Below are 26,011 nucleotides of genomic sequence, written 5' to 3' on the forward strand. Positions count from 1 at the left end.
GCCTGGCACCCTATCCCCGGCTACTTCGTTCTGAAAGGTTGTTGTTATGTCCCAGCACTCCACGTCCCGCCGTCAGGCCCTTTTGCAACTGAGCGCCCTGGCCGGTGCCGCCGCTGCTGCCAGCACCGGCTGGGCCGCCACGCCGGCACGGCCCCAGGTGGAAGTGTGGAAAGACCCCACCTGCGGCTGCTGCCACGACTGGATTGCGCATATGCAGGACAACGGCTTCGACGTGACGGCCCACGACAGCGGCAACACTGCCGTGCGGGCCAGGCTGGGCTTGCCGCAGGAGCTGGGTTCCTGCCATACGGCGCTGATCGGCGGCTATGTCGTCGAAGGCCACGTCCCGGCCAGCGACGTGCGCAAGCTGCTGGCGCAAAAACCCAAGGCCATCGGCCTGACCGTGCCGGGCATGGTGGTGGGCAGCCCCGGCATGGACACCCCGGCGTACAACGGCCGCAAAGACCTCTACGACGTGCTGCTGGTGACGAAAAAGCTGCTCGGCAGCGGTGTCAATACCAGCGTCTTTACCAGCTACCGTGGTTGAAGACCTGCTGGCCCACAGCGGCCATATCGCCCTGGTGCGGGGGCTACAGGTGGGGCACTTCACCCACCCTGAGCGGCCCACCGGCTGCAGCGTGGTGCTGTGCCCGCAAGGGGCCACTGCCGGGGTGGACGTGCGCGGCGCAGCGCCCGGCACGCGCGAGACGGATTTGCTCGACCCCAGCCACCTCGTGCAGCAGGTGCATGGCATCACCCTGGCCGGGGGCAGCGCCTGGGGGCTGGACGCGGCCAGCGGCTGCGTCCGCTGGCTGGAGGAACGCGGCGCGGGGCTGGACATCGGCGTGGGCCGCATTCCCCTGGTGCCCGCCGCCGTGCTGTTCGACCTGACCGTGGGCGACATGCGCATCCGCCCCGATGCTGCCGCCGGTTATGCCGCCTGCCAGGCTGCCAGCAGCGCACGCCCTGCCGAGGGCAGCGTCGGTGCCGGCGCAGGCGCCCTGGTGGGCAAAATTTTCGGTTTCGACCGCGCCATGCAGGGCGGCATCGGCACGGCCAGCTTCACCGTCGATGGCGTGACCGTGGGCGCACTCATCGCCTGCAATGCCGTGGGCGACGTGTACCACCCGCGTACCGGGCAATTGCTGGCCGGCTGCCGCCGCAGCGACGGGCAGGGCTTGCTCGGGGCACGGGATGCGCTCTTGCAGGGACTGGCCCCCCAGGCGCTGCTCACCGGCAGCAACACCACCATCGGCGTCGTGGCAACCGACATGGCTTTGACCAAGGCCCAGGCCCGGCGCCTGGCCACCGTCGGCCACGACGGTCTGGCCCGGGCCATCAACCCGGTGCATACCATGAGCGATGGCGATACCCTGTTCGCCCTGGGCACCGGGCAGGCCGATGGCACATTGGGCCTGATCACTTTGTTCACCCTGGCTGCCGAGGCCGTGGCCCTGGCCACCGCCCGGGCGGTGCTGCTGGCCCGCAGCCTGCCCGTGGCCGGCCAAACCGCTGCCCCCTGTTGGGCCGATAGCAAAGCATGTCTGTAACCACCACCAGCGGCGTGCGCCTGGACAAATGGCTGTGGGCCGCCCGCTTTTTCAAGACCCGCAGCCTGGCCGCCGAGGAAATCCACAAAGGCCGGGTGAGCGTGAACGGCACCGTGGCCAAGGCCGCCCGCGAGGTGCGCATTGGCGACACCATTGCCCTGCGCCAGGGCAACATCCCCAAAACCGTGCAGGTGCTGGGCCTGTCCCACATGCGCGGCCCGGCCCCCATCGCCCAGCAGTTGTACGCCGAGACGCCGGAAAGCCAGCAGCAGCGCCAGCAACTGGCCGAGCAGCGGCGTCTGGCGCCCGAGCCTGCTGCGGCCATCGCCCAGCAGCGCCAGGGCCGCCCGACCAAACGCCAGCGCCGCGACCTGGACGAGGCCCGCAGCGATGGCTGGGGGGAACGCTGGAGCGCCCGCTGGGAGTAGCCTGGCCGCTTATTACCGCTTATTAAATAGCCGCTTCGTCCAGCTCCCCGGTGCGCACGCGGATGACGCGCTCGACCGGGGTGACGAAAATCTTGCCGTCGCCGATCTTGCCGGTACGGGCGGCGCTGACGATGGCTTCCAGGCAGCGATCGACGTCGCCATCCTGCACCACCACCTCGACCTTCACCTTGGGCAGGAAGTCCACCACGTATTCGGCGCCCCGGTACAGCTCGGTGTGGCCTTTCTGGCGGCCAAAGCCTTTGACCTCCGTCACCGTCAAGCCTACGGTGCCGCACTCGGCCAGGGCTTCGCGCACTTCTTCGAGCTTAAAGGGCTTGATGATGGCCGTGATCATTTTCATAAATTGCTTACTCCAAAAATAACAATAGCTGCTGGCGTTTGATACATAAGGCTCAAACAGCAAAACGATGGGTCATCGGCACCTGCCAGTCGTGGCCGAAGGCCGTTTGCGACAGGCGCGGCCCCCCGGGGGCCTGACGGCGTTTGTATTCACTCAGGCGCAGCAGCCGCAGCACCCGCTCCACCAGTTCGGGGGCAAAGCCGGCCTGCGCCAGCTGCGCGGGGCTGGCGCCCTGCTCCAGGTACTGGCGCAGCAGGGCATCCAGCACGTCGTAGGGCGGCAGGCTGTCCTCGTCCTTCTGGTCGGGGCGCAGCTCGGCGCTGGGCGGGCGGGTGATGATGCGTTCGGGGATGGGGGCTGCCCCCGTGCCGAACGGGTCGTGCGCATTGCGCCAGCGGGCCAGGGCGAAAACCTGCGTTTTCCAGACATCGCACAATACCGCAAAGCCCCCGGCCATATCCCCGTACAGGGTGCCGTACCCCATGGCCACCTCGCTTTTATTGCTGGTGGTCAGCACCACCGGGCCAAATTTGTTAGACAGCGCCATCAGCAGCGTGCCCCGGCAGCGGGCTTGTAGGTTCTCCTCGGTGGTATCGGGCGCGGTGCCGGCCAGCAAGGGGGCCAGCGCCTGCTCGAACGCCTGCACCTGCGGGGCGATGTGGATGACATCGTGGCGCACGCCCAGGCCGTCGGCCATGGTTTGCGCGTCCTGCCAGCTGATGTCCGCCGTGTAGGGCGAGGGCATCATCACCGTGCGCACGCGCTGCGGCCCCAGGGCATCGACGGCAATGGCCAGCACCAGGGCCGAATCGATGCCGCCGGACAGGCCCAGCAGCGCCCCCGGAAAACGGTTTTTCTCCACATAGTCGCGCACCGCCAGCACCAGGGCGTGCCACAGGCTGGCCCGATCATCCAGCGCCGGGGCGAGCGCGGCATCGGCGGTGATCCAGCCATCGGCATGGCAGACAAAATCCGCCTGCGCCACCGCAAATGCCGGCGCCCGCACGGCCAGCCGGCCCTGCGCATCCACGGCGATGCTGGCACCGGCAAATACCCAGGCGTCCTGCCCGCCCACGGGGTGAACGCCGATGCACGGCACCCCGGCACGCTCGGCCAGGGCGGCCAGCGCGGCCTCCTGCGCGGCCTGCTGCCCGGCAAAAAACGGCACGGCGGGCAGGCACACCAGCGCCTGGGCACCGGCGGCCAGTGCATCCCACGGCGCTTCCTGGCTGCCCGGCAGCACGCCGATGCGCACGCCGCCTGCATCAAAAACGCACGGCTGCATCGGGCCGGGGCAGGCGTTGCGCCACAGCAGGTCTGCGCCATTCACCGTTTGCTGGTGGCCGGTGGCCAGCACCGCGCCGGCCCGCACCACCTGCACCGCATGGGCCACGCCCGTTCCATGGCGGGCGGGGTGGGAGAGCACCAGGGCCACGTCCGGCCAGGCGCGGCTGGCCGCCAGCACCTCGGCCAGCATCTGCTCCTGGGCGGCCAGCAAGGCGCTGCGCTGCACGAAATCGCCTGCGCCGGGGCCGCCCAGCGGGGCCAGCGCGGGCAGCAGCAGGCACTGCACGCCATCGGCCTGCGCCTGCGCGGCAGCGGCGCCGATGCGCTGCACCTGGCCTGGGCCGTCGCCCAGCATCCCGTTGATTTGCGCTATGCGCATCCGCACCGCCATGGCATTCCTTTGCAAACAAAAAACGGGCGATTATCCGCCGCCGCACCTGCGGGCAACGCCTGCCCATAAAAAAGGCAGTCCGAAGACTGCCTGAAAGATGGCGGAAAAAATCAGCCCTTGTTGTAGTTGGCGATGCCGTCGGTGATTTCCTTGTGCGCGGCGTTCACGTCCTTCCAGCCCAGCACCTTGACCCATTTGCCTTTTTCCAGGTCTTTGTAATGCTCGAAGAAGTGGGCGATCTGCTTGAGGGTCAGCTCATGCACGTCGTCCAGGGTCTCGATCTTGTCGTAGGCGGGCAGGATTTTCTTGGTGGGCACGGCCAGCACCTTGCCGTCCACGCCGGACTCGTCTTCCATCTCCAGAATACCGATGGCGCGGCAGGGCACCACGACGCCGCTGGGCAGGGGGAAGGGGGTCAGCACCAGCACGTCCACCGGATCGCCGTCGCCCGACAGGGTTTGCGGCACGTAGCCGTAGTTGCAGGGGTAGTGCATGGCGGTGCCCATGAAGCGATCGACGAACACGCAGCCGGTTTCCTTGTCCACTTCGTACTTGACGGGGTCGGCGTTGGCGGCGATTTCGATCACCACGTTGAAGGTTTCAGGAGCGTTTTTACCGGGGGTGACTTTTTCGAAAGACATGCTGATCACTGGAAAGGGGTGGAAAAGAAATCGCGGCCTCCAGGCCAGGCTTGCCGCCCCGGGATGCCGCACGAAAACCCCGCATTCTAGGCCCAGCAGCCTTGCACAGCGCTTGCAACCGGCGGGCGCAGAACCTTGGTGACTGCCAGGATCGCCCAGGTTCTGCACAATTGGCCGGTTTTTTTGCCGAGATTTTGCCCCCTATGCCTTTATCTGCCCCGACGATCGACCGCCAGCCCCGCCACATCCGCAGCGTGCGCTACCAAAGCTTCGAGCGCAGCGACGGCCTGTGGGACGTGGAAGGCGAGCTGATCGACACCAAGGCCATCGATGTCCCCCGGATGCGCGGCGGCGTTCATCCGGCGGGCGTGCCGATCCACCACATGCACATCCGCGTCACCGTCGATACCCGCCTGATCGTCCACGCCATCGAGGCCGTGATGGACGCCCACCCCCTTGGCAACTGCCCCGCCGCACTCGATGCCATGCAGCGCATGGTGGGCTGCTGCATGGCCAAGGGCTGGCGCAAGGCCATCGACCAGAACCTGGGCCAGGTGGCCGGCTGCACCCACATGCGCGAGCTGCTGATGAACATGGCCACGGCGACGTTCCAGAGCATTACCTCGGCCTTTGCCACCGGGCAGGACACGCCCCCGGCCTTCCTGGGCCAGTGCAAGGGCTGGGATTTCAACGGCCCGGGCGTGGCCGAATACTTTCCGAAATTCATCGGCTACCTGCGCCCGGAACCACCGGCCCGCAAGCCCGCGCCGCACAGTGTGGCACATTCATGAAAATAAGAGCTTCTACCGCTCAAAAATAAAGGGTTTCAGGCATTTTTATACCTGAAACCCAATATTTACAAGCGGAACAAGCTATTTAATTGATATGCCCCCAGTAGATCAGCGCATCGCGCCCCTCGACGGAAAGTGACACCGGCGCCCCCACCGGCAGCAGCACCTTGGTCGGCACATGGCCAAAGGGCAGGCCCGTCAGCACCGGGCAGGCCACCTGGCCGCGCAGCCAGTCCACCACGGTTTGCAGCTTGAAGCCCGCATCGTGGGCCGTCAGCCGGTACTCGGTGAACCGGCCCAGCACGATGGCTTTTTGCCGCGCCAGCACCCCGGCGTGCAGCAGCTGGGTCAGCATCCGCTCGATGCGGTAGGGATGCTCGCCCACGTCTTCCAGAAACAGAATGCCGCCGTCGATGTGCGGAAAGTACGGCGTGCCCAGCAGCGACACCAGCACCGCCAGATTGCCGCCCCACAGCACGGCGCCATCGGGCACGTCCACATCATCGGGCTGCGCGGTGGCCGCCCCGCGCTCCTTGGGCAGGCGCCAGCCGGCGCCCTCGCCCTGGCCGCAGAGCAGGTCTTCAAAAAATGCCTGGCAGATTTCATCCACCCCGTCCCTGGCCCCCAGGTCGGCGCACAGCAGCGGCCCGGCCCAGGTCACGCCCCCGGTCTGCGCCAGCAGGGCGTTTTGCAGGGCGGTGAAGTCGCTCATGCCGACAAACTGCGTGCCGCCCGCCACGGCCTTGGCAATGGCGGCGTAGTCGATGGCGGGCAGCAGCCGCGTCAGGCCATAGCCGCCCCGGGCCATCAAGGCCACGTCGGCCCCGCTGGCCGCGGCGCGGTGCAGGGCCGCCAGGCGCGTGGCGTCGTCCCCGGCAAAGCGCTGGTGGCGGGCCAGGGCGTCGGCATCCACCTCCACCGTATGCCCCAGCGCCTGCAGGCGGCGCACGCCACGGGCAAAAGCGGCCTTGTCACGCACCGCACCCGAGGGGGCGTAAACGTAGATATGTTTGCTGCCCGCATGGTGAGCACAGTGGCAGTCGTGCGGGTGGTGATGGTGATCGTCGTGATCGTGGGCCGGGGAGTGATCGTGGTGGTGATGGGCGTGGGACACGGTGTTCAGGCGCCATGCGGCGGCGAAGATTTTTCAGCGCCCAAGTATTCCATAGCCGCCCTGACCTGCGCCTGCGCAGTGGCGGCATCGTGCGGCACCGCGCTGTGCCAGCGAACCGTGGCCGTCCGCACAGGCCACTGCGCCCAGGCCCGGGGGCCGGCGCGGTGCCCGGCATCGGGAAACGGCGCATCCAGGGCCGTGTTGCCCAGCGGCGCCGGCCCTTGCAGGCACCAGTCCAGAACACCGTTCCAAACACCCTCCCCAACACCGCTGTCCGGGGATGACAGCACGGCCATGCACCCTTCCTGCGCCACCCAATGGCAATGCGAGATTTGCAAAAAATGCAGCAGCTCGCGCACGACCTGCATGTGCTTCTGCGGCGTATGCCACGGCATTTTCTTGGGCTTGTCGCTGCGCCCGAAGCCGATCCAGTCCAGCGCCACCACCCGCTGCCCGGCAGCCAGCAAAGCCGCCCCCAGATAACGCAGGCCGTAGCTGCTGCCCACCCCGTCGTGCAACAGCAGCCAGGCCGGAGCATCGCGCGGGCCTTCGTCCTGATAGTGCAGGCGCAGCCCGCCCAGGCTGGGCAAGTCGGCCACATACCGGGCGGCCCATCGCTCATCCGGCCCATCCTGCCAGTCATTCCAATCGGCAAAGCAGCGTTCGGGCGTGCGCAGCGCATCCTGGCGCAGCGGCTGGGCCTGCTGGCGCTGCTGCACGCGCCGGGCCTGGAAAAAATCGGCCAGCACGGCGGCGCATTCAGCCTCCAGCACACCGCCGACGATGGCGGTATGGGCGTTGAGCTGCGGCAGCGCAAACACGTCCAGCACCGACCCGGCGGCGCCGGTTTTCGGCTCCCGCGCCCCGTACACCACACGGGCCACGCGGGCGTGCAGCAACGCCCCGCTGCACATGGCGCACGGCTCCAGCGTCACGTACAGGGTGCAGCCCTCCAGCCGGTAATTGCCCAGCCGCCGGGCCGCCTGGCGCAGCGCCTGCACCTCGGCATGGGCAGTGGGGTCGTGCTGGCCGATCGGGGCGTTGCAGCCCTCGCCCAGCACCTGCCCGTCCTTGACCACCACGGCCCCGACGGGCACCTCGCCCGCCGCTGCCGCCTGCCGGGCCAGGCGCAGGGCGTGGCGCATCCAATGCAGATCGGTATCGGCTGGCACAGCAGAGGCGGCAACAGATGCAGCGGGGGGCAAAACAGGGGTGGACATAGGCGGCGAATTATCCGCCGCCCCGCAGCAACCACCCGGACAGGAGCGACCCAGGCCGCCCCTGTGAAACGTTACTTGCCGTTGTTCCTGGCCGTTGTTACTGCGCCTCGTCATCCAGATGGATCAACCCCGGCGCCAGCATCAGATGCGGCACGCCGCCGGGCAGGGCTGATTTCTGCTTGATAAGCCTCCACGCCCTGGGCCGCCCGCACCCCGGTGGCAAAACAGGCGGTCAGCAAATAGCCGCCCGTGGGCGCCTCCCAATCCAGCATTTCACCCGCACAGAACACGCCGGGCATGGCATGCAGCATCAGGCCATCGTCCAGCGCCTCGCGCAGCACGCCACCAGCGCTGCTGATGGCTTCGGCCAGCGGGCGCGGGGCCTTCAGGGCGATGGGCAGGGCCTGAATGGCCTCAGCCAATGCCGGGCCGTCGTCCATCTGCGCTTTGGTCAGCAGTTCGTACAGCAGGGCCAGCTTCACGCCCTCCAGCCCCAGGCGCCCTTTGAGGTGGCTGCTCAGGCTGCGCGAACCACGCGGATGCAGCACGGCTGCGCGGACTTTCTCCGCACTCCAGCCAGGCAACAGGTTGAGGGAAAATTTTGCCGCGCCGTTCTCTGCCAGCGCATCCCGCAGCCGGGCGCCGACCGCGTACACCAGACTGCCTTCGACCCCGGTGGCCGTCACGACACACTCGCCCTGGCGCTGCCACGTTGCAGCGGCACCATCGGCCAGGGTGATGGCGACATTCTTCAGCGGGGCACCGGCAAAACGCTCGGCAAAATGCGCCGTCCAGCCTTGCCCGGTACGGCCCAGAACATCGAAACCGCAGTTGGCCGGCAGCAAGGGCCGCAGCGCCACGCCACGCTGCGCCAACAGCGGCTGCCAGGCACCATCGGAACCCAATTGCGGCCAACTACCCCCGCCCAGCGCCAGGATCAGCGCCCGGGCCTGCACCGGTTGCAGCCCCTGTGCGCTGGCAAAGCAGGGCTGCCCTGCGGCATTCCACCCCTGCCAGCAGTGGCGCATGGCAAAGCGCACGCCCAGGCTGCGCAGCCGGGCCAGCCAGGCCCGCAGCAGGGGAGCGGCCTTCATGTCCGTCGGAAAAACCCGTCCGGAGGTGCCGACAAACGTCTCCACCCCCAAATCCCGCGCCCAGGCCCGCAGTGCCGTAGCGCCAAAGTCCTCCAGCAAGGGCGCAAGCCAGGCACTGGCCTGCCCATAGCGCTCCACAAAAGGGGCAAAGTCTTCGGAATGGGTCAGATTCATGCCCCCTTTGCCGGCCAGCAAAAACTTGCGGCCGACCGTGGCCTTGCCATCCAGCACCAGCACTTGCCGCCCCTGCTCGGCCAAACGCTGCGCCGCCATCAGCCCCGCAGGGCCGGCCCCGACAATGGCAACGTCACACGACAAGGGGGGCAGAACGACGGGGCTGGACATAAATGGATCTGACGGCAAGCAAAGGGGGCGCAGCATAGCGTCAGGGACAAGCCCCAGCAGGTGCATTGCATTTACCGCCCGCCAGCAGCGATACCGGGCTTCGCCTTTCAAACCCGGCCCAGGCATTGATTTCTGTCACAATGAAGCCAGTTATTTTCTTGCCCGGCCTGACCGGGTTTGGCCAGTTCAGCAAAGGATGAAATTCATGGCAAGCGACCTCATCAAGCACATCACCGACGCCAGCTTTGAAGCCGACGTGCTTCAGTCCGGCAGCACGGTTTTGCTGGATTTCTGGGCCGAATGGTGCGGCCCCTGCAAGATGATTGCGCCCATTTTGGACGAAGTGGCCACCACCTACGCCGGCAAGCTCACGGTCGCCAAAATGAACGTCGATGAAAACCGCGCCGTCCCGGCCAAATTCGGCATTCGCGGCATTCCCACGCTGATGCTGTTCAAAAACGGCGAACTGGCCGCCACCAAGGTCGGCGCCCTGTCCAAAGCCCAGCTCACGGCTTTTATCGACCAGCAACTGGCATAACCCGCAGGGCACAAGCCACCGGCTTCAAGGCAAGGATATAAAATCCGCTTCACGGCCCATCTGGCAAAAATGCTGGATGGGCCGGTTTATTTCCTGTCATAATCGCCCTTTATCTGCAGCCAGACCCACCGCTGCATCACCAGCCTCCAGAACCCGACGCGATGGCTGGCATCCCTGACGAATATCCAAGGGCCTCGCGCCCCATCCCCCTCTGAACCTTTTGCACTCCGCCCAAGGAGTATGTTTCATGCACTTGAATGAACTCAAGGCACTGCATGTGTCTGAAGTGGCCCAACAGGCCGAAGAACTGGGTATTGAAAACATTGGCCGTATGCGCAAGCAGGAGCTGATGTTTGCGATCATCAAAAAACGGGCCAAAGCCGGCGAACAGGTGTTTGCCGACGGCGTGCTGGAAATCCTGCCCGACGGCTTCGGCTTCCTGCGCAGCCCGGACACCAGCTACACCGCCAGCACCGACGACATCTACATCAGCCCCAGCCAGGTGCGCCGCTTCAGCCTGCACACCGGCGACATGATCGAAGGCGAAGTGCGCATTCCCAAGGACGGCGAGCGCTACTTTGCCCTGACCAAGCTGGACAAGGTCAATGGCAACCCGCCCGAGCAGAACAAGCACAAGGTGCTGTTCGAGAACCTGACCCCGCTGTTCCCGAAAAACCAGATGCGCCTGGAGCGCGACATCAAGGCCGAGGAAAACATCACCGGCCGCATCATCGACATCATCGCCCCCATCGGCCGTGGCCAGCGGGCGCTGATCGTTGCCCCGCCCAAGAGCGGCAAGACGGTGATGATGCAGCACATCGCCCACGCCATTACCGCCAACAACCCGGACGTACATCTGATCGTGCTGCTGGTCGATGAGCGTCCCGAGGAAGTGACGGAAATGCAGCGCTCGGTACGCGGCGACATCATCGCCTCCACCTTCGACGAACCGGCCACACGCCACGTTCACGTAGCGGAAATGGTCATCGAACGTGCCAAACGCCTGGTGGAACTGAAAAAGGACGTGGTGATCCTGCTGGACTCCATCACCCGCCTGGCCCGCGCCTACAACAACGTGGTACCCAGCTCCGGCAAGGTGCTGTCCGGCGGTGTCGATTCCAACGCCCTGCACCGACCCAAGCGCTTTTTCGGCGCGGCCCGCAATGTGGAAGAAGGCGGCAGCCTGACCATCATCGCCACCGCCCTGGTCGATACCGGCAGCCGCATGGACGAGGTGATCTTTGAAGAATTCAAGGGCACGGGCAACAGCGAAATCCACCTGAGCCGCCGTCTGTACGAAAAGCGCGTATTCCCGGCCATCGAACTGTCCAAGAGCGGCACGCGCCGCGAGGAATTGCTGCTGGCTCCGGAAATCCTGCAAAAGACCCGCATCCTGCGCCAGTTCATGTACAACATGGACGAGATCGAGTCCATGGAACTGATGATCAAGAAGATGAAAGAGACCAAGAACAACTCCGAATTCTTCGAGGCCATGCGCCGTGGAGGGTAAAAAAACGTCAAGTACCATTTAACTTGACTAAAGCGCGGCAGCGCTTCATAGAATCAAGCATCGCGCGGCGTTGAAGGCACGGTTCATCCACCAACAAACACCTCAAAATGCTTGATTTTTTTCGTCGCCTGCTGGGGGGCTCAAAAACCCCAGCCCCTACCGCAAAAACGCAAAAGCGGTTTGCCACGCTCAATCAAATAGCACCCCTGAAAAACGGGGACAAAGCGGTCGGCAAAAAAACCGCAGTGTCGCAAGCCCACGATTCGGTAATTCAGGAAACCATCTCGCCCACGGTGTCCTTTGTCTGCCGCGAGCCGGTGCTGGATCGCAAGGAGCGCATTGCCGGCTATATCTTCGATCTGCAAGAAGCCTTGCGCTTGCGCCTGCAAGGACGTGAAGGCATGCTGCATCGCGCATATGACGATGCCCTGCTGCGCAGCCTGTCTTCGCTGGGCATTGCCAGTCTGCTGGAGCACCGGCTGGCATTTGTCAATTTAACCCCGGCCTCGCTGCTCAACCCGCTGATTCTGCGCCTGCCGCCCAAGAACACCGTCCTGATGCTGCGTCCGGGCAACACGCCCCTCGACCCCGCAAAAATCATTCCGCAGCTCAAGGCGCTGGACAAAGCCGGTTTCGCCTACGGCTGGGTCATCGGCAAAAAAGACCTCGCCATGCACCACGGCACCCTGGCCCCCCTGGCGGTACAGGCCAATTACATCCAATTGGAAACCGCCGGTTTCGATGGCCGGGAAATCGACAACCTGCGCAAAGCCCTCTCCAGCAAACGCACCCTGCAACAAGGCAAATTGCATTTACTGGCCAACGAGCTGGACAGTTTTGATGAATTCAATCTCTGCTTCGAACGTGGTTTCGATTTTTTCACGGGCAATTTCGTGACCAGCCGGGAAAACTGGCATCCCCCGAAAAGCGACATCAACCGCATGCTAGCCGTGAAATTGCTCAATTTGCTGCGCACCGACGAAGAATTGAAAGCGATTGCCGAGCAAATCACCGCCGATCCGATAATGACGTTCAAGCTGCTGCGCTACCTCAACTCCCCGGCCATTGGCCTGCAAACCCCGATTCTGACCATCGACAAGGCGCTGCTCATCCTGGGGCGCGAACGCTGCTACCGCTGGCTCTCGCTCCTGCTGTTCGACATCAAGCAGTCCACCTTCCGCGAACGTCTGCTGACGGAACAAGCCCTGACCCGTGCCTTCTTTCTGGAAAGTCTGGCAGGGCTGGGCAAGGTCCCCGAGGACAAGGATGCGCTCTTCATCCTGGGACTGTTTTCCATGCTCGACCTCCTCATGGGCGCACCGCTGCCCGAGCTGCTCGAACAAACCCAGTTGCCACCGGCGCTGCACCAGGCCCTGTTGGGCCAGCCCAGCGAATACCTGGCCCCGCTGGAGCTGGCCAAGGCCGAAAACCGGCACCATGCAGAAAACATCACCCAGCTGGCTGCGGCCTGCGAAGTCAATGCGCTGCAGATTCTGGAACGCAGCATCGAAGCCCTGAGCAAGGCGCACGCCACGATGGCCCTGCACGAGGCTTGATGCCTTCCACATATAAAGCAGGAATTTGAGTTTTCTTCATATAATCGAGGGCTTTTCTATGCGGCAAGTATCTTGGGTTTTTGAGTCTGGCAGCGGTTGCCGGGCGCCCGGGGCGGCTACCGCACTTGGCTAAAGGAAGATCATGAAAGAAGGCATCCACCCCAATTACCGCGAAGTTTTGTTCGTGGACCTGTCCAACGGTTTCAAATTCGTGACCCGTTCGTGCGTGAACACCAAGGAAACCGAAACCTTCGAAGGTAAAGAGTACCCCCTGTTCAAGCTGGATACCTCTTCGGAATCGCACCCCTTCTACACCGGCACGCAAAAATCCGTGGACAACATGGGTGGCCGCGTGGAGCGCTTCCGCAACCGTTTCGGCAAGAAGTAATTTCTGCCCCACGGTTTTTCCGCGCAAGCACCGCGAACAAGGCAGCCGGGTATCCTGGCTGCCTTTTTCTTTGGTGCATATTGATGAAGCTGCCGCCTGCGCTACGCTGCCACGCCTGCGTCCCCGGGCGCTGCTTTTTTCGCCCTTCTGCCTGACACCGCCCACCTGCCATGCTACTGCCCACCCCTGCCATCGTTGCCCAAAGCGCCGTGCGGCGCCTGCCACGCAGCATCATGCTGCTGCTGTGCAGTGTTTATGTGCTGGCAGGTTTCATTGGTCGCAGCCCCTGGCGCGAGGCGGACATGCAGGCCTTTAGCCTGATGCGGGCCCTGGCCCTGGGGCAGACCAGTTGGCTGCACCCTCAGATCGGGCCGTTGTCGCCCACCGAGCCGGGGCTGTTGCAGTACTGGCTGGGCGCCTGGGCCATCCAGTTGCTACCTGCCGACTGGAGCAGCGACTGGGTGGTGCGCCTGCCCTTCATGGCGTTGCTGGCCCTGGCACTGACCTGCACCTGGGGGGCGGTGCATGGCCTGGCACGGATGCCCGGCGCCCAGCCGGTGAGCTTTGCCTTCGGCGGCGAAGCGCATCCGCGTGATTACGCCTGTGCCCTGGCCGATGGTGCGGTGCTGGCCCTGCTGGCTTGCCTGGGGTTGACCCAGATGGGGCACGAGACAACCCACACCCTGGTGCAGTTGAGCGCCACCTGCGCCGTGTTCTACGCGGCCAGCAACCTGTGGTGGCAACCGCGCCGCGCCGCTGTGGCTGCTTTTCTGGGGCCGGTTGCCCTCGGACTGGCCGGAGCACCGGCGCTGGCCGTGGTTCTGGCGGGGCTGACGATCGCCTTGCTCTGTCTGGCCAGAACCCCTAGGCTGACGCACCGTTATAGCTGGCTGGCATGGTGGACGCTGGCCTTGTTCTGCACCGCCGGGCTGGCCGCAGCCCTGCAACTGTGGCACTGGGCACCGCCGCCCCAGCGCGACTGGGCCAGCATGGCACGGCTCCTGACCTGGTTCAGCTGGCCCGCCTGGCCGCTGGCGCTGTGGACGCTGTGGCGCTGGCGCCGCCAACTGGCCCAGCCGTGGCGGCAGCTGCACCTGAGCATTCCCCTGGGGTTGTGGTCGATCACCCTGCTGGCAATGCTGCTCAATACCGAGCGCGATGCCTCGCTGCTGCTGACCCTGCCGGCCATCGCGGCACTGGCCGCTTTCGCCCTGCCGACGCTGCGCCGTAGCCTGGGCGCCCTGATCGACTGGCTGACGCTGATTTTCTTCACCGTCTGTGCCTTGACGATCTGGATCGTCTGGCTCTCGGTGCAGACCGGCTTTCCGGCCAAGCCTGCGGCGAACGTGGCCCGCCTGTCCGACGGCTATTTGCCGCCATTCGAAGCCCTGCCCTTTGGCATTGCCCTGGCGGCCAGCGCGGCCTGGCTGCTGCTGGTGGCCTGGCGCACCCGCCGCCACCGGGCGGCGATCTGGAAAAGCCTGGCCCTGCCCGCTGGCGGAACGGTGCTGGGCTGGGTGCTGCTGATGACGCTGTGGCTGCCCATGCTGGACTATGGCCGCAGCTACGCCCCGCAAATTACCCGCCTGCAAACCACCCTGCCAGCCCAGCCCGGTTGCGTGCAAACCTGGGGCCTGAGCATGGCCCAGGTGGGCGCCTTGCGCTGGCACACCGACTGGAACATCGTGCCCACCAGCAGCCCTGCACCCCAGTGCGCCTGGCTGATTACGGCCAGCCACACCGAATGGCAGGCCAACAGCAACGCCTACGCGGCGCAGTGGCTGCCGGTGCGCAACGTGCTGCGCCCGACCAACCGGGACGACCAGTGGCTGGTGCTGCAACGGCGCAATCCCTGACCTCCCTTTTTTTCTATGTCCGATATTTCCGTTATTGCCCGCCATGCCGTGACCGTGCTGGCGGGCCAGCTGGCCGTGATGGCCTTTGGTGTGACCGACACCATCGTCGCCGGGCGCTTTTCTGCCGATGCGCTGGCCGCTCTGTCCGTTGCGTCTGCCGTGTTCGTGAGCGTTTACGTCTCGCTCATGGGCGTGTTGCAGGCGCTGCTGCCCGTCTGGGCCGAACAGCACGGGCGCGGCGAGACGGCGGCCATCGGGCAGTCGTTTCGCCAGTCGCTGTACCTGGCCGCCGCCGCCAGCGTCTTGGGCATGGCGGTGCTGCTGTTCCCCGATCCGCTGCTGCGCCTGACCGAAGTGCCCGCCGCCATGCAGGAAAGCGTGCGGCACTACCTCATCATCGTCGGCTGGGCGCTGCCTTCGGCGCTGTTCTTTCGCCTCTACACCACGCTGAACCAGGCGCTGGGCCGCCCGCAGCTCGTCACCTGGATTCAGGTAGGCGCCCTGGTGCTGAAGGTGCCGCTGTCGGTCTGGTTCACCTTTGGCGGCTGGGGCATCGCGCCGCAAGGGGCTGCGGGCTGTGCCTGGGCCACGCTGCTGGTCGATTACGCCATCGCCATCGCCGCCCTGGTGCTGATGCGCACTCAGGGGTTTTACCGCCCGCTGCGCCTGTGGCAACGCCTGGAAGCGCCCGACTGGCAACGCCTGCGGGACTTTCTGCGCCTGGGCGTTCCGGCGGGGCTGGCGATCGGGGTGGAGGTGACCTCGTTCACCCTGGTGGCCCTGTTCGTCGCCCGCCAGGGCACGCTGTCGGCCGCCAGCCACCAGATCGCTGCCAACCTGGCGGCCATCTGCTACATGCTGCCGCTGTCGCTGGGCATTGCCGTCAGCGCCCGCGCCAGCTGGTGGCGCGGGCAGGGGCAGGAGCTACGCGCCCAGCAGGTCGCCTGGCTGGGTGTGCGCCTGGCCCTGGCCTGCGGCGCCCTGCTGTGCGGCGCGATGCTGCTCACGCGCCACTGGCTGCCCCAGGTCTATACGGGCGATGCCGCCGTCATCGCCCTCACGGCCTCGCTGCTGCTGTGGGTGGCGCTGTACCAGGCGGCGGACAACGTGCAGTGCGTCTGCATCTTTTTGCTGCGCAGCTGGCGCGTGACGCTGGCGCCGCTGCTGGTCTACTGCACCTTGCTGTGGGGTGCGGGCCTGGGCGGCGGGTATTGGCTGGCGTATAAAAACAGAGCTACTTCCGCTGATTGGCAAACGATTCCAACACCTTTCTGGGTTGCAACATCCGTATCGCTAGCGGTGGTAGCTATTATCTTTGTTGTCATCGTTCGGCGGGTGTTTGCTGCCCAGCGCCGGGACATCCGGACGGACGGCGGCACGCCCGCTGCGGCATGAGGGTATGCCTCAACATCGCGGGGCTGTCACGCCGTTGTCACACAGTCTTTTCAGACTGCACGGTTGGCCCGCAAACGCCCCCTGCATTCTAAAAAAAGGATAAACACCCCATGGCCCCCGAATCCCTGCTTGCTGCCGTAGACCTTGGCTCGAACAGCTTCCGGCTGGAAATTGGCCGCATCGGCTCGCACCAGCGCATCGAGCGCGTCGAATACCTCAAGGAAACGGTACGCCTGGGCGGCGGCCTGAACGCCCAGCACGCGCTGACGCGCGAGGCGATGGAGCGCGGCTGGGCCTGCCTGGCGCGGTTCGGCGAACGGCTGACCGGCTTCGCCCCGGCCCAGGTCTGCGCCGTGGCCACGCAAACCTTGCGCGAGGCACGCAACCGTGCGGAGTTCATCGAGCGCGGCAGCGAGCTGCTGGGCTTTCCCATCGCCATCATCCCGGGCGAGGAAGAAGCCCGCCTGATCTACCGGGGCGTGGCCAGCGCCCTGGCGCCCAGCCAGCAGCGCCGGCTGGTCATCGACATTGGCGGGCGCTCGACCGAAATCACCCTTGGCCAGCACAGCCAGGCGCTGCAATGCGCCTCGTTCGCGCTGGGCAGCGTGTCGTGGAGCAGCCATTTCTTTGCCGATGGCGTACTGGACAAGGCAAGCTTTGCCGCCGCCATCGCCGCCGCGCAAAGCACGCTGGCTGCGGCCTGCACGGCCTACCCGGGCACGGCGTGGGATTGCGCCTACGCCTCGTCCGGCACGGCCCATGCGATTGACGAAATCCTCACCGCCCTGGGGCTGGACGGCCGCGTCATCACCCCGCAGAAGCTGCGCCACCTGCAAGCACTGCTGCTGCAGGCGGGCCATATCGACCAGTTGCGCCTGCCGGCACTCAAGGAAGAGCGCCGCCCGGTGCTGGCCGGGGGCATCAGCGTCATGCTGGCCGTGGTGGAACTGCTGGACATTGCCGAGCTGGAAGTGGCCCAGGGCGCACTGCGCCAGGGCGTGCTGCACGACCTGCTGGAACACGAACCGCCCGCCGACAAGGAGGCTGCCGAAATCCTCGCCCTGCAACAGGATTTTGGCGTGGACACGGCCCAGGCCGAGCGCGTCTGCCGCGTCGCCACCACCCTGTGGAACAGCCTGCGTCCCGCCGAGGCAGATGCGGCAGACGCTGCCATCACCACCCAGGCCCTGCGCATCGCCGCCCTGCTGCATGAGGTGGGTATGCGCGTGGCCTTGAACGACTACCACCACCACGGCGCCTACATCCTGCGGCACTGCGCCCACGCCACCTGGGACGACGGCCTGCGCCAGCGCATCGGCCAGCTGGTGCTGGGCCACCAGGGCAAGCTGCGCAAGCTGGGCGATGCCATTGCCGACCCTGCCCTGGCCCTGCCGCTGCTGGCGCTGCGCCTGGCCATCCAGCTCTGCCACGCCCGGCGCGACCCGCAACTGACCGGCATCACCCTGACCCGCAACGGCACGGACTGCCGGCTGCACGCCCCTGACGGCTGGGCCAGCGCCTATCCGCAATCGGCCCGTTTGCTGGCGCTGGAGGGGCAGGCCTGGGGGAAGACGCCGTGGGGGGTAGTGGTGGATATGGCTTACGGCTTGTGATGGTTGTTTTGGGGGTGACGGCTGTTGCAACGGTGTTCTTGTTGTGCTTGCGGGTTGCCCTGCAAAGGCGTTTTTTTATTGTTTTTAAAACTCAAAAAACCGACAAAAACACAGTGAAAAACACCACTCACCCCTTCCCTCCACCGTAATTCCCCATCAACTGCCGCTGCGCCCCCAGCCCCTCCCCGGGCCGCATGGGACGCGCATAAACCCCGTCGCTGCCCAGCGTCCAGGCATCGCGGTCATCGTGCAGGTAGGCGGCCAGGCATTCGTCGACGATGCGCTGGCGCAGCACGCGGTTGTGTACCGGCCAGGCCAGTTCTACGCGGCGCAGCATGTTGCGGCTCATCCAGTCGGCGCTGGACAGGTACAGCACTTCGTGCGTCCCCCAGGCGAAGTAAAAGACTCGCGAATGCTCCAGAAAGCGTCCGATGACGGAGCGCACGCGGATGTTCTGCGTCCTGCCCGGCACCTGCGCGGGCAGCATGCAGGCGCCGCGCACGATCAGGTCGATCTGCACGCCCTGGCGGCCGGCCTCGACCAGGGCGGCGATCAGCGCCTCGTCGGTCAGCGCGTTCATCTTCAGCACGATGCGGGCATCCTTGCCCTTGGCGGCTGCGCTGGCGGCCTGGCCGATGCGCTCCAGCATCTGGCTGTGCAGGTGGAAGGGGGCCATCACCAGGTGCTGGAGCGTCGGCAGGCGGTTGTGGCTGGAGAGGTGGCGGAACACCGCGTCCATGTCCTCGGTCATGGCGGCATCGCAAGTCAGGTGGCTCAGGTCGGTGTAGAGCCGGGCGCTGCGGGCGTTGTAGTTGCCGGTGGACAGGTGGCCGTAGCGCTGCAGTTGCCCGGTGCGCTTGTCGCGGCGGGTGATGAGCAGCATCTTGGCGTGGGTTTTCAGGCCGACCACGCCGTAGACGACCTGCACGCCCAGCGATTCGAGCTGTTCGGCCCAGTTGATGTTGGCCTCTTCGTCGAAGCGGGCCTTCAGCTCCAGCACGGCCAGCACTTCCTTGCCCCGGCTGACGGCCTCGGCCAGCAGGCGCATGATTTCCGAGTCGGCACCGGTGCGGTAGATGGTCTGCTTGATGGCCAGCACCTGCGGGTCGTTCACCGCCTCGCGCAGCAGCTCCAGCACGGCGTCGAAGTCCTCGAAGGGCTGGTGGATCAGCACGTCGCCCTTGCGCATCTGCGCCATGACCGAGCGCCCCGCCACCAGTTGCCGGGGCCAGGCCGGCTTCCAGGGGGAAAACAGCAGGGCCGGGTCATCCACCAGGCTCACCAGCTGCATCTGGCGCACCAGATTGACCGGCCCCTTGACGCGGAACAGCGCCTGCGGCGGCAGCCCGTGCTGTTCCAGCAGCAAACTGGCCAGCACGGGCGAGCAGGAAGCCGACACCTCCAGCCGCACCGCCTGCCCGTAGTGGCGATGGTGCAGCCCCTGGCGCAGGGCGGTACGCAGGTTGATGACGTCCTCCTCATCCACTGCCAGATCGGAGTTGCGCGTCACGCGAAACTGCGAGAACTCGGCCACCTCGCGGCCCGGAAACAATTCGGCCAAATGCGCCCGCACGATGCTGGAGATGCTGACGAACAGCCGCTCCTTGCCCGCAATCTTCTGCGGCAGGGCAATCAGGCGCGGCAGCGCACGCGGCACCTTGACGATGGCCACCTCGTTCGCACGGCCAAAGGCATCCACGCCATCCAGGCGCACGATGAAGTTCAGCGCCTTGTTCGCCACCTGGGGGAAGGGGTGAGACGGGTCGAGGCCCACCGGCACCAGCAGGGGCTGCACCTCGCGCAGAAAGTATTCGTGAACCCAGCGGCGCTGGGCGGCGTTGCGCTCGCCGTGCGAGATCAGGCGGATGCCGTGGGCATGGAAGGCCGGAATCAGCGCCTGGTTGTAAAGCTGGTACTGGTGTGCCACCAACGCCTGCGCCTGCGCCATCAGCGCGGCAAAGCTGGCCGCCGTGTACGTGCCGCGCTCGTCCCCGGCCTTGGCCGCCGAGACGTGCGGGGCACAGCGCACCTCGAACCATTCGTCCAGGTTGGACGAGACGATGCACAGGTAGCGCAGGCGTTCGAGCAGGGGCACGTCCTTGCGCTCGGCCCAGCTCAACACCCGTTCGTTGAAGGCCAGGATGCTCAGATCGCGGTCCAGCAACGGCAGCGGCGGCCCGCTGGGCACTTTCGGCGCGGGGGCGGCGTGCGCCAGGGCTGTGGCCAGGGGGATGGCTTCAGGCGCTTGGGCCTGCGGGTCGGGCCCAGCCAGCACGATGGCGTTGGCCTCCACCGCCAGGAACACTGGCGCAGGGGGCCCACCGGTAGCGGTAACGGTTGCGGGAGCAGGAGCAACAACGTCCAGGGAAAGCGTTTGCGTCGTCATAAAGGTCAGCAGCAGTGGTTACAAGCCTGCCAGTCTGCCGACGCCGTGTGACAACTGTATGACCTTTCGAGGGCGCGACAATCCTAAATAAATAGCTGTTTCCGCTGATGAATAAACGATTTCTATGTTTTTTATATCTGAAATCATTTACTCATCATCGGAAACAGCAATGATTTTTGTAGTCTAGGAAAGATCGGGGCGAATCCGCCGTGCCGGGAAATGCACGGTGAACGTGCTGCCCTGGCCCAGTTGGCTTTCGATATGCAGTTGCGCCCCGTGGCGCTGCAGGGCGTGCTTGACGATGGCCAGCCCCAGGCCGGTGCCGCCGGTTTCGCGCGAGCGGCTGCGGTCGATGCGGTAAAAGCGTTCGGTCAGCCGCGCCAGGTGCTCGGGGGCGATGCCGGGGCCGGTGTCGCGCACCTGCAGCCGGGCGCTGCCGTCGGGCTGGGGCAGCCAGCGCACCTGCACCTGCCCGCCTGCGGGGGTGTAGCGCAAGGCATTGGTGATGAGGTTGGAGAAGGCGCTGACCAGTTCGACCTGCACGCCCAGCAGTTCCCCATCCATGCCGGGGGCGTCGGGGGCCGGAAATTCCAGCCGGTGCGCCGCCTCTCCCTGTTGGCCCTGCTGGCACAACAGGGCCGACAGGGCGCGGGCTTCCACCTCGCACTGTTGCAGGATGGCCGCCACCCCCACGGACTGATCGTAGCCCGGCAAGGGACTGCCTTCCAGGCGCGAGAGGGTCAGCAAGTCCTGCACCAGATGGTGCATGCGCTGCGCCTGCTGGCCCATGAGGTGCAGGTAGCGCTGGCGCTGCTCGGCCTCCAGCTCCAGGGTTTGCAGGGTTTCGACAAAGCCGACCAGCACGGTGAGCGGCGTGCGGATTTCGTGCGAGACGTTGGCGACGAACTCGCGGCGCATGGCCTCGGCCTGCTCCAGCGCAGTCACGTCCCGCGCCAGCAGCAGGTGCTGGCCGTCGCCGTAAGGGTAGAGCTGCACCGACAGGCGGGCGCCCTGGCTGCCGTCCAGGGTCAGGGGTTGGGAAAAATCGCCCTCGTGCCAGTAGGTGAGCAAGGCCGGGTCGCGCACCAGATGGCCCAGCGCCTGGCCCAGATCGCGCTCGGCCTGCAGGCCGAAGTGGCCTTCGGCCATGCGGTTGCACCATTCGATCTGGCCGTGGGCGTCCAGCAGAATCAGGCCGTTGGGGCTGGCCTGCAAGGCGTGCAACATGCCCTGCACGCGCTGGCGGGCGGTCTGGGCGGTTTGCTCCTTGGCCCGCAGCCAGCGCCGGGCCGATGCGCTCAAGCCCCCCCACAGGCCATGCAGGCGCGGCACGGCGGCCAGGCGGCCCGTTTGCAGCCAGCGCCACAGTTGGCCGGCCTGCCAGTTGTCCCACAGCAGCCACAGCCAACTGCCCAGCAGGGCGGCGGCCAGGGCCCCGCCCCACCCGGCCAGCCAGGCGCCCACGGCGGCCAATGCCGCCTGGGCCAGCACCAGGGCCAGCCAGCGTTGCCACAGCGCGTTCATGCGGGGTTGGCGCTCAGGCGGTAGCCCGCCCCGCGCACGGTATGCACCATGGCCCCGGCCTGGCCCAGCGCCTGGCGCAGGCGCTTGACGTGGACATCGACGGTGCGCTCTTCCACATACACGGCATCGCCCCAGACCTGGTCGAGCAACTGGCTGCGGCTGTGCACGCGCTCGGGGTGCTGCAAGAAATGGCGCAGCAGCTTGAATTCCATCGGCCCGAGCTTGAGCGCCTCGCCCTGGTAGCTGACCTGGTGGGTGGCGCCATCCATGCGCAACTCGCCCACCTGCAGCACCTGCCCGACACTGAGCGGGTCGCGGCGGCGCAGCACGGCGCGGATGCGGGCCAGCAGCTCCTGGATGGAAAACGGCTTGGTGATGTAGTCGTCCGCCCCGGCGTCCAGGCCGGCGATCTTGTCCGGCTCGTCGCTGCGGGCCGTCAGCATCAGGATCGGCACCTGCCTGGTGCGCGGCTGGCTGCGCCAGTGCCGGGCCAGCTCCAGCCCGCTGCGGCCACCGGGCAGCATCCAGTCCAGCAAGATCAGTTCGGGCACGCACGCGTCCAGCGCCTTCTGGGCGCTGGGGCCGTCCTCGGCGCACACGGGGGTGAAGCCGTGGTGGCGCAGGTTGATGGCGATGAGTTCGGCGATCGCAGGCTCGTCCTCCACGATCAGTACCTGGGGCAGCTTCTTCATGGGCGGGCGGGGTTTTGCAGGATGGACACGATCTGCTCCACGCTCTGGTGGCGCACGTCCTTGCCCTCGACCAGGTAGATCACCTGTTCGGCCACGTTCTTGCTGTGGTCGCCGATGCGTTCGATGGCCTTGGCCAGAAACAGCAAGTCCAGGCTGGCGGAAATCTTGCGCGGGTCTTCCATCATGTAGGTGATGAGGGTGCGCACGAAGCGGTCGAACTCGGCATCGATCCGGTCGTCCTCTTTCAGGATGGCCAGCGCCGCGCCGGTGTCCAGCCGCGCAAAGGCGTCCAGCGTCTTGCGCAGCAGGTCGGAGGCCATTTCCGCCGCCACGCGCAAGTCGCCGGAGGGCAAGACCCGCGCCGTGCCGCTGTCGATGATCGACTGCACCATGCGGGCCATTTTGTGCGCCTCGTCGCCCATGCGCTCCAGGTTGGCCGTGGCCTTGGAGAAGGCGATCAGCAGGCGCAGGTCCCGCGCCGTCGGCTGGCGCCGCGCGATGATGGTGGACAGGTCGTGGTCGATCTCCATCTCCAGCGCATTCACGCGCTTTTCGGTGGCAACCACCTGATCGACGGCCTCGGTGCTGAAGCTGGTCAGCGCCTGCACGGCGGTGCGCAGCTGTGCTTCGACCAGCCCGCCCAGTTCCATGACGCGGGCAGAGACGCGGTTGAGTTCGGCATCGAACTGGCTGGAGAGATGTTTTTCAGTCATGGCAATGCTTTCTTTACCCGAAACGGCCCGTGATGTAGTCCTCGGTCTCTTTACGCTGGGGTTTGAGGAACATCTGCTCGGTCGCGCCAAATTCCATCAACTCGCCCAGGTACATATAGGCCGTGTAGTCGCTGCACCGCGCCGCCTGCTGCATGTTGTGCGTGACGATGACGACGGTGTAGTCGTCCTTCAGCTCGGCAATCAGCTCCTCGATCTTGGCGGTGGAGATGGGGTCGAGGGCCGAGCAGGGCTCGTCCAGCAGCAGCACCTCGGGCTTGATGGCGATGCCCCGGGCAATACACAGGCGCTGCTGCTGCCCGCCGGACAGGCCCGCGCCGCTCTGGCCCAGCTTGTCCTTGACCTCTTTCCACAGCGCCGCCTTTTGCAGCGCCCATTCCACGCGGTCGTCCATCTCGGCGGGGCTGAGGTTCTCGAACAGCTTCACGCCAAAGGCGATGTTGTCGTAGATCGACATGGGAAACGGCGTCGGCTTCTGGAACACCATGCCCACCTTGGCCCGGATCAGCGCCACGTCCTGCCGGGATTGCAGCAGGTTCTGGCCGTCGAGCAGAATTTGCCCCTCGGCGCGTTGCTCCGGGTACAGCTCGAACATGCGGTTGAAGGTGCGCAGCAGGGTCGATTTGCCGCAGCCCGAGGGGCCGATGAAGGCCGTCACCTGCTTTTCCGGAATGTCCAGGTGGATGTTTTTCAGCGCATGGAATTTGCCGTAATAAAAATTCAAGTCCCGCACGGCCAGCTTGACCGGCTGGGCCGCTGGCAGGGGGGTGGTCACAGGGGTAGTCATCATAGAAAGCAGATACCTATTTCTTTATTTCTGGCGGGTCAGCCAACGCGCCAGGATGTTCAGGCCCAGCACCGCCAGGGTGATGAGGAACACCGCCGCCCAGGCCAGCTGCTGCCAGTTTTCATAGGGGCTCATGGCAAATTTGAAGATCGTCACCGGCAGGCTGGCCATGGGTTTGCCCAGGTCGCCGTTCCAGAACTGGTTGTTCAGCGCGGTGAACAGCAGGGGCGCCGTCTCGCCCGCAATCCGGGCCACGGCCAGCAGCACGCCCGTCATCACCCCGGCGCGGGCGGCCCGCAGCGTGACCAAGCCGATGACCTTGTGCTTGGGCGTGCCCAGGGCATAAGCCGCTTCGCGCAGGCTGGCGGGCACCAGGACGAGCATGTTCTCGGTCGTGCGGATGACCACGGGAATCACGATCAGGGCCAGCGCCACCACCCCGGCCCAGCCGGAAAAACTGCGCATCGGCGCCACCACCACGGTGTAGACGAACAGACCGATCACGATGGAAGGGGCCGACAGCAAAATATCGTTCACGAACCGCGTGGTGCTGGCCAGCGTGCCCTGGCGGCCATATTCGGCCAGGTACACCCCGGCCAGCACCCCGATGGGCGTGCCCACCAGGGTGGCCAGCGCCACCATCACGAACGAGCCGAAGATGGCGTTCGCCAGCCCCCCCGCCTCGTTGGGCGGCGGCGTCATGTCGGTGAACAGCGCCAGGCTCAGGCCACCCAGCCCCAGGCGGATGGTTTCCCACAGAATCCACACCAGCCAGAAGACGCCGAACAGCATGGCCGCCAGCGACAGGCCGATGGCCAGCTGGTTGATGCGCTTGCGCCGCGCATAGCGCTGCTGCGCATGAGGAAGGTGGCCGCTCATGTCCGCCCCCCTTCCTGGCGCTGCAAACGCAACATCAGCAATTTGGACAAGGCCAGCACCACAAAGGTAATGAAGAACAGCACCAGCCCCAGGTAGATGAGCGATGCCTGGTGCAGCCCGGCACCGGCCTCGGCAAACTCGTTGGCCAGGGCCGAGGTAATGCTGTTGGCCGCTTCGAACACCGACAAAGAGTTGAGTTGGTTCATATTGCCGATCACAAAGGTCACCGCCATGGTCTCGCCCAGGGCGCGGCCCAGGCCCAGCATGACGCCGCCCAGCACGCCGGTCTTGGTGTACGGCAGCACCACCTTCCATACCACCTCCCAGGTGGTGGCCCCCAGGCCGTAGGCGGATTCTTTCAGCAGGGTCGGCGTGACCTCGAACACATCGCGCATCACCGAGGCGATGAACGGGATCACCATGATGGCCAGGATCAGCCCCGCCGCAAAAATGCCGATGCCCACCGGCGGGCCGGACACCAGCGCTTCCAGGTACGGCACGCCGGTCAGCAGTTCCTGCAACGGCTGCTGCACATACCGCGCCAGCAGTGGCCCCAGCACCATCAAGCCCCACATGCCGTAGACGATGGAGGGCACTGCGGCCAGCAGTTCCACCGCCGTCCCCAGCGGGCGTTTGAGCCAGGCGGGCGACAGTTCGGTCAGGAACAAGGCGATGCCGAAACTCACCGGCACGGCAATGAGCAGCGCCAGGGCCGAGGTGGCCAGGGTGCCGTAAATCATCACCAGGCCGCCGTAATCGTCCTGCACGGGGTCCCAGACGCTGCGGACCAGAAATGCCAGGCCATATTCGCGGATGGCAGGCCAGGCCCCCACCAGCAAGGTCAGCAAGATGGCCAGCAGCAGGCCCAAGGTAAGCAGCGCCGCCCCCCGCGCCAGGGCGCTGAAGGCACGGTCGCCCCAGGTGTTACTCATGA

The 26,011-nt window shown here is 65.8% G+C and carries 24 protein-coding genes; 11 read left to right on the forward strand and 13 right to left on the reverse strand.

Features of this window, described 5'->3' with window-relative positions; all coding sequences use genetic code 11:
* Nucleotides 1–46 precede the first annotated feature (46 nt).
* From ACFO3A_RS00390 to ACFO3A_RS00400, 3 genes are read left to right on the forward strand one after another with little or no spacing between them, the layout of a single operon-like run.
* Entirely contained in the window at nt 47–547 is a 501-nt protein-coding gene (locus ACFO3A_RS00390) for a DUF411 domain-containing protein (RefSeq protein ID WP_377722959.1), read from the forward strand.
* Nucleotides 540–1,550: a P1 family peptidase gene (locus ACFO3A_RS00395; RefSeq protein ID WP_377722960.1), complete on the forward strand. Its 1,011-nt coding sequence runs from the start codon at nt 540–542 to the stop codon at nt 1,548–1,550. The genes ACFO3A_RS00390 and ACFO3A_RS00395 overlap by 8 nt, the downstream gene beginning before the upstream one ends.
* Nucleotides 1,541–1,978 carry an RNA-binding S4 domain-containing protein gene (locus ACFO3A_RS00400; protein ID WP_377722961.1) on the forward strand — a complete coding sequence of 146 codons (438 nt, stop codon included), beginning with the start codon at nt 1,541–1,543 and terminating at the stop codon, nt 1,976–1,978. The genes ACFO3A_RS00395 and ACFO3A_RS00400 overlap by 10 nt, the downstream gene beginning before the upstream one ends.
* Nucleotides 1,979–2,000: 22 nt before the next feature.
* Here ACFO3A_RS00400 and ACFO3A_RS00405 read toward each other — a convergent pair whose 3' ends face one another.
* The 3 genes from ACFO3A_RS00405 to ppa form a co-directional block, all read right to left on the reverse strand.
* Entirely contained in the window at nt 2,001–2,339 is a 339-nt protein-coding gene (locus ACFO3A_RS00405) for a P-II family nitrogen regulator (protein ID WP_377722962.1), read from the reverse strand.
* 52 nt (nt 2,340–2,391) lie between these two features.
* Nucleotides 2,392–4,017 (reverse strand): NAD+ synthase, encoded by a 1,626-nt coding sequence (locus ACFO3A_RS00410; protein ID WP_377722963.1) that lies wholly within the window; start codon nt 4,015–4,017, stop codon nt 2,392–2,394.
* 110 nt (nt 4,018–4,127) lie between these two features.
* Nucleotides 4,128–4,658, reverse strand: coding sequence for an inorganic diphosphatase (ppa, locus tag ACFO3A_RS00415; RefSeq protein ID WP_377722964.1), 531 nt, complete (start codon nt 4,656–4,658; stop codon nt 4,128–4,130).
* Between the two features lie 203 nt (nt 4,659–4,861).
* Here ppa and ACFO3A_RS00420 point away from each other — a divergent pair, with 203 nt between their 5' ends.
* Nucleotides 4,862–5,449, forward strand: a complete 588-nt coding sequence (locus ACFO3A_RS00420; RefSeq protein WP_377722965.1) for a DUF2889 domain-containing protein — start codon at nt 4,862–4,864, stop codon at nt 5,447–5,449.
* 85 nt (nt 5,450–5,534) lie between these two features.
* On the opposite strand, the gene ACFO3A_RS00425 is transcribed toward ACFO3A_RS00420, so the two are convergent.
* The 3 genes from ACFO3A_RS00425 to ACFO3A_RS00435 form a co-directional block, all read right to left on the reverse strand.
* Nucleotides 5,535–6,563, reverse strand: a complete 1,029-nt coding sequence (locus ACFO3A_RS00425) for an LD-carboxypeptidase (RefSeq protein WP_377722966.1) — start codon at nt 6,561–6,563, stop codon at nt 5,535–5,537.
* A gap of 5 nt (nt 6,564–6,568) precedes the next feature.
* Nucleotides 6,569–7,783, reverse strand: a complete 1,215-nt coding sequence (gene tadA, locus ACFO3A_RS00430; protein ID WP_377722967.1) for a tRNA adenosine(34) deaminase TadA — start codon at nt 7,781–7,783, stop codon at nt 6,569–6,571.
* 110 nt (nt 7,784–7,893) lie between these two features.
* Nucleotides 7,894–9,222, reverse strand: coding sequence for a TIGR03862 family flavoprotein (locus ACFO3A_RS00435; RefSeq protein WP_377722968.1), 1,329 nt, complete (start codon nt 9,220–9,222; stop codon nt 7,894–7,896).
* Nucleotides 9,223–9,427: 205 nt separating this feature from the next.
* Between ACFO3A_RS00435 and trxA the strand changes: the two genes are divergently transcribed.
* From trxA to ACFO3A_RS00470, 7 genes are all read left to right on the forward strand, one after another.
* Entirely contained in the window at nt 9,428–9,760 is a 333-nt protein-coding gene (gene trxA / locus ACFO3A_RS00440) for a thioredoxin TrxA (RefSeq protein ID WP_377722969.1), read from the forward strand.
* Between the two features lie 247 nt (nt 9,761–10,007).
* Nucleotides 10,008–11,270, forward strand: coding sequence for a transcription termination factor Rho (gene rho, locus ACFO3A_RS00445; protein WP_377722970.1), 1,263 nt, complete (start codon nt 10,008–10,010; stop codon nt 11,268–11,270).
* A 245-nt stretch (nt 11,271–11,515) separates the two neighbouring features.
* Nucleotides 11,516–12,826 (forward strand): EAL and HDOD domain-containing protein, encoded by a 1,311-nt coding sequence (locus tag ACFO3A_RS00450; protein WP_377722971.1) that lies wholly within the window; start codon nt 11,516–11,518, stop codon nt 12,824–12,826.
* 142 nt (nt 12,827–12,968) lie between these two features.
* Nucleotides 12,969–13,214 (forward strand): type B 50S ribosomal protein L31, encoded by a 246-nt coding sequence (locus ACFO3A_RS00455; RefSeq protein ID WP_054257309.1) that lies wholly within the window; start codon nt 12,969–12,971, stop codon nt 13,212–13,214.
* Between the two features lie 170 nt (nt 13,215–13,384).
* Nucleotides 13,385–15,070 carry a hypothetical protein gene (locus ACFO3A_RS00460; protein WP_377722972.1) on the forward strand — a complete coding sequence of 562 codons (1,686 nt, stop codon included), beginning with the start codon at nt 13,385–13,387 and terminating at the stop codon, nt 15,068–15,070.
* 15 nt (nt 15,071–15,085) lie between these two features.
* Nucleotides 15,086–16,465 carry an MATE family efflux transporter gene (locus ACFO3A_RS00465; RefSeq protein ID WP_377722973.1) on the forward strand — a complete coding sequence of 460 codons (1,380 nt, stop codon included), beginning with the start codon at nt 15,086–15,088 and terminating at the stop codon, nt 16,463–16,465.
* A 110-nt stretch (nt 16,466–16,575) separates the two neighbouring features.
* The gene (locus ACFO3A_RS00470; RefSeq protein WP_377722975.1) at nt 16,576–18,078 is read left to right on the forward strand and encodes a Ppx/GppA phosphatase family protein; all 1,503 of its coding nucleotides are present in this window, start codon (nt 16,576–16,578) and stop codon (nt 18,076–18,078) included.
* A gap of 127 nt (nt 18,079–18,205) precedes the next feature.
* On the opposite strand, the gene ppk1 is transcribed toward ACFO3A_RS00470, so the two are convergent.
* The 7 genes from ppk1 to pstC all read right to left on the reverse strand — a co-directional run bounded on the left by ppk1 (nt 18,206) and on the right by pstC (nt 26,009).
* Nucleotides 18,206–20,464: a polyphosphate kinase 1 gene (gene ppk1, locus ACFO3A_RS00475; RefSeq protein ID WP_377722977.1), complete on the reverse strand. Its 2,259-nt coding sequence runs from the start codon at nt 20,462–20,464 to the stop codon at nt 18,206–18,208.
* Nucleotides 20,465–20,647: 183 nt separating this feature from the next.
* A complete protein-coding gene (phoR, locus tag ACFO3A_RS00480; protein WP_377722978.1) occupies nt 20,648–21,988 on the reverse strand; it encodes a phosphate regulon sensor histidine kinase PhoR in 1,341 nt (446 codons plus the stop codon).
* Nucleotides 21,985–22,680, reverse strand: coding sequence for a phosphate regulon transcriptional regulator PhoB (gene phoB, locus ACFO3A_RS00485; protein WP_377722980.1), 696 nt, complete (start codon nt 22,678–22,680; stop codon nt 21,985–21,987). Before phoB ends, phoR begins: the two co-directional genes overlap by 4 nt.
* A complete protein-coding gene (gene phoU, locus ACFO3A_RS00490) occupies nt 22,677–23,393 on the reverse strand; it encodes a phosphate signaling complex protein PhoU (RefSeq protein WP_377722982.1) in 717 nt (238 codons plus the stop codon). Before phoU ends, phoB begins: the two co-directional genes overlap by 4 nt.
* Nucleotides 23,394–23,406: 13 nt before the next feature.
* Nucleotides 23,407–24,198 carry a phosphate ABC transporter ATP-binding protein PstB gene (gene pstB, locus ACFO3A_RS00495; protein WP_377723695.1) on the reverse strand — a complete coding sequence of 264 codons (792 nt, stop codon included), beginning with the start codon at nt 24,196–24,198 and terminating at the stop codon, nt 23,407–23,409.
* A gap of 24 nt (nt 24,199–24,222) precedes the next feature.
* Entirely contained in the window at nt 24,223–25,077 is an 855-nt protein-coding gene (gene pstA / locus ACFO3A_RS00500) for a phosphate ABC transporter permease PstA (RefSeq protein ID WP_377722983.1), read from the reverse strand.
* Nucleotides 25,074–26,009, reverse strand: a complete 936-nt coding sequence (gene pstC, locus ACFO3A_RS00505) for a phosphate ABC transporter permease subunit PstC (RefSeq protein WP_377722985.1) — start codon at nt 26,007–26,009, stop codon at nt 25,074–25,076. The genes pstA and pstC overlap by 4 nt, the downstream gene beginning before the upstream one ends.
* Nucleotides 26,010–26,011 lie beyond the last annotated feature (2 nt).

This window comes from Comamonas nitrativorans, assembly GCF_042654765.1.
Lineage (GTDB): Bacteria > Pseudomonadota > Gammaproteobacteria > Burkholderiales > Burkholderiaceae_C > Comamonas > Comamonas nitrativorans.